The following is a 3616-nucleotide window of genomic DNA, read 5'->3' on the forward strand; positions in this document are numbered from 1 at the left end:
AGTCCTCCTCTGATTGGTCAGATAGCAGCAAACGCCTCGCTTAGCGAAGACAGCAGTTATATGCAGCGTAATTTCAAGGAGTATAAGAGTCGACGTGATTTTCTAATCGATCGCCTTAACAAAATACCTGGTGTATATTCACCAATGCCTCAAGGTGCTTTCTATACTCTTGCAAGGCTGCCTATTGATGATGCTGATAAATTTTGTGCATGGTGTTTGTCGGATTTCCGCTATGAGGGACAAACTATATTTATGGCTCCTGCTACCGGTTTTTACGTAACACCTGGTTTGGGCACCAATGAGGTTAGAATAGCATATGTACTTAATACTGAAGACCTTGACAAAGCGCTTACAGTACTCGAAAAAGCGTTGGAAGAGTATAAGAATGTGTGTATGTAAAACAAAAATGAATTCGGAACTTTTCATAGCAAGAAGGATTTATAAAGGGGAGAAGAAACTTGACAAACAGGTTTCTTCGCCTGCTATTAAAATTGCTATTGCCGGAATATCATTGGGACTGGCAGTAATGATTGTGGCTGTATGTATTATAGTAGGATTCAAAAAAGAGATTCGCGGTAAAGTAATAGGTTTTGGGTCGCACATTCAGATAACAGCTTTCGAGAGCAATGTTTCATACGAGCACACACCTATAGCAATATCGGATACTCTTATCAATATACTTTATTCAAATCCTGAAATAAGTCATGTTCAGGAGTTTATTACTAAACCGGCTATAATAAAGACCGATGACGACTTCCTTGGTGTAGTTCTCAAAGGGGTTTCTGACAGCTATAACTGGGATTTTTTCAGGACCAATCTTCTTGAAGGTGATATAATTAATCCTGATGATACAACTTCGTCCAATCAGGCAATTATATCTAAAAGCATAGCTGATAAGCTTCAGTTGAAAACTGGTGATAGATTCACCTGTTACTTCGTTCAGGAGCCCGTACGTGCCCGTCGTTTTGATATTACTGGTATTTACGAAACAAATTTTGAAGATTATGATCAACTCTTTATACTGACAGAGAAAATCATTCTTGGAAACCTTAATGAATGGGATGACGATATGGCGAGTGGCATTGAAGTGCTTGTCAAGGATTATGACAATCTGGATGTGACAGCACAGAATCTGTTCTTCGAGATGTCTTCTTATAAAGATCGTTTTGGAAATGCACTCTATACACGATCTATTAAAGATATTAACCCAATGATTTTCAACTGGCTTGAGCTCCTTAATATGAATGTGTGGGTAATCATTATACTAATGTTGATAGTATCAGGCTTCACCATGATTTCGGGGCTATTGATTATAATACTGGAGAGAACAAATATGATTGGTATTCTGAAATCAATTGGCGCTAGAGACTTCAGTATCCGCAAAGTATTCCTTTACCTCTCCGCATTTCTTATTGGAAAAGGAATGCTCTGGGGCAATATTATTGCTCTTGTTTTTTGTATTATACAACACCAGTTCAATATACTTAAACTTGACCCTTCGACCTATTATCTATCAGCAGTACCGGTTGATCTAAACGTGATTTACATTATACTACTCAACATAGGTACACTACTGGTATCATTACTGATGATGATTGGCCCTTCTTACCTGGTTGCCAGGATAACTCCTTCAAAATCAATCAAGTTCGAATAGAATATCCATTTTACACATATACTGTCAGAATTGATCTGTCTGTCACTCGATGTAAGATATATCCAAATATGAGTGTCCTCAAAATTCCAATTGTCACTCAATTCAATAGATGCTTCCCACATCTTTACGCTTGGCTACACCCGAATACTTAACTGTCACCTTTGAAACCATCTTTAATTACCTGGTTAAGAGGAGACAACCCTTTATTTACCAATGAAAACTTCATGCGATGAGCAAGAATTAAGAATCTTTTTTACTGAAAGTATTCTCATTAAATCTGTGGGTAAATGTTATATTTGTGATAATAACTTATTAGAATGAGAATACTACACACAGCTGACTGGCATTTGGGTAAACGTCTGGAGGATTTTTCCAGACTGGATGAGCAATTTGTTGTAATGAACGAGATTTGTGAAATTGCAGATCGTGAGCATGTTGATATAGTACTTGTATCGGGGGATCTGTTTGACACGTTTAATCCACCTACGGAGGCGGTGGATCTGTTCTATAAAACATTAAAGAGATTATCTAACGGGGGAAGGCGACCTGTATTAGCTATTGCTGGTAATCATGACTCTCCTGACAGGATAGAAGCTCCAGATCCTTTGGCACGGGAGTGTGGAATTATTTTTGTGGGCTATCCTAATTCAGTTGTACCTGTTTTTCATCTTGAAACTGGTGTTAAGATCTCTTGCGTTGATAAGGGTTTTATTGAATTGATGCTTGCAGAAATTGATTTCCCTGTCAGAATATTGGTCACTCCTTATGCTAATGAATATAGACTCAAACAGTTCCTTAATGCAGAAGATATTGATTCTGAACTTCGCAGAGTACTTGAAGATCATTGGAAGAATATTGCAGACAGGTATTGTGACAACAGCGGTGTTAACATTCTAGTTTCACATCTTTTTATGATAAAAAAAGGCGGCCCCATCCCTGAGGAACCTGAGGATGAAAAACCTATACTGCATGTTGGTGGAGCTCAAGCAATATTTACTCAAAATATCCCTAAACAGATTCAATATACAGCACTGGGACACCTGCACAGGATGCATAAAGTGGATGATTCTGTTTCACCTGTTTATTACAGTGGCAGCCCAATTTCTTACAGCTTTTCAGAGGCTAATCAGAAGAAGTTTGTTCTGATTGCTGACATATTGCCTGGTGAAAAAGCTGAAATAAGAGAGATTGAACTATCTACAGTGAGACCTCTTCTAAGAAAACGTGTCAACGGAATTGATGAGGCTATTGAATGGCTCTCAGAAAATCAAAATGCATTGGTGGAGTTGACACTGGTTACGGATACTTTTATAACTCCTTTAGACAGAAGAAAGTTGAATTCTGTTCATCAGGGTATAGTAACGATAATTCCAGAGGTGATTAGCGAGGATTTAAATGTAGAGAACAGGCATAAGCAGATAGATTTGAACAGAAGTATGGAAGAGCTATTCTGTGACTATTTTACTCATGAGAAAGGGCAAGCTCCGAGTGAAGATATAATGAGCATTTTCAGAGAAATATTGGCAGAGGAGGAAGAAGAATGATACCTATAGAATTAACAATTGAAGGATTATATTCATACCAGAAGAGGCAGACGATAGATTTTAGAAAGTTGACTGATGCAGGACTGTTTGGTATCTTCGGAACTGTTGGAAGTGGTAAATCATCTATATTAGAGGCTATTACTTATGCTATATATGGTAAAACTGATAAACTGAATATTTCAGGTGATAATCGATACTACAACATGATGAACCTGAAATCTGACGAGTTATTAATCGATTTTATTTTTGAAACCGGAAAAGATAGTAATTCGTACCGCGCAATTGTAAAGGGGAAACGAAATAGAAAACGATTTGAGGAGGTTAAAACGTTAGACCATACTGCTTACAGAAAAATGGGAAATGAATGGATTCCTGTAGAAATTAGTGAGCTGGAAAAAGCAATTGGTCTTAATTATGT

At 37.5% G+C, this 3616-nt stretch carries 4 protein-coding genes; all 4 read left to right on the forward strand.

Annotated elements, in window-relative coordinates; translation table 11 throughout:
- The first annotated feature begins 21 nt into the window (after positions 1–21).
- Positions 22–399: an aminotransferase class I/II-fold pyridoxal phosphate-dependent enzyme gene (locus PHO43_RS01285; protein WP_502867165.1), complete on the forward strand. Its 378-nt coding sequence runs from the start codon at positions 22–24 to the stop codon at positions 397–399.
- 7 nt (positions 400–406) lie between these two features.
- Complete coding sequence (locus tag PHO43_RS01290) at positions 407–1654, forward strand: ABC transporter permease (protein WP_288011027.1); 1248 nt, start codon at positions 407–409, stop codon at positions 1652–1654.
- A gap of 317 nt (positions 1655–1971) precedes the next feature.
- Positions 1972–3198: a metallophosphoesterase family protein gene (locus tag PHO43_RS01295; protein ID WP_288008798.1), complete on the forward strand. Its 1227-nt coding sequence runs from the start codon at positions 1972–1974 to the stop codon at positions 3196–3198.
- The coding region (locus tag PHO43_RS01300; protein WP_288011028.1) for an AAA family ATPase at positions 3195–3616 on the forward strand (422 nt) is incomplete at its 3' end. The genes PHO43_RS01295 and PHO43_RS01300, both read left to right, overlap by 4 nt.

The organism is Lascolabacillus sp. (assembly GCF_028696275.1).
Classification (GTDB): domain Bacteria; phylum Bacteroidota; class Bacteroidia; order Bacteroidales; family Dysgonomonadaceae; genus Proteiniphilum; species Proteiniphilum massiliensis.

What these genes read in the sequence shown, in the direction of transcription:
- PHO43_RS01290 (WP_288011027.1), top strand. Translation starts at nt 407, where the DNA reads ATGAATTCGGAACTTTTCATAGCAAGAAGGATTTATAAAGGGGAGAAG.
- PHO43_RS01295 (WP_288008798.1), top strand. Translation starts at nt 1,972, where the DNA reads ATGAGAATACTACACACAGCTGACTGGCATTTGGGTAAACGTCTGGAG.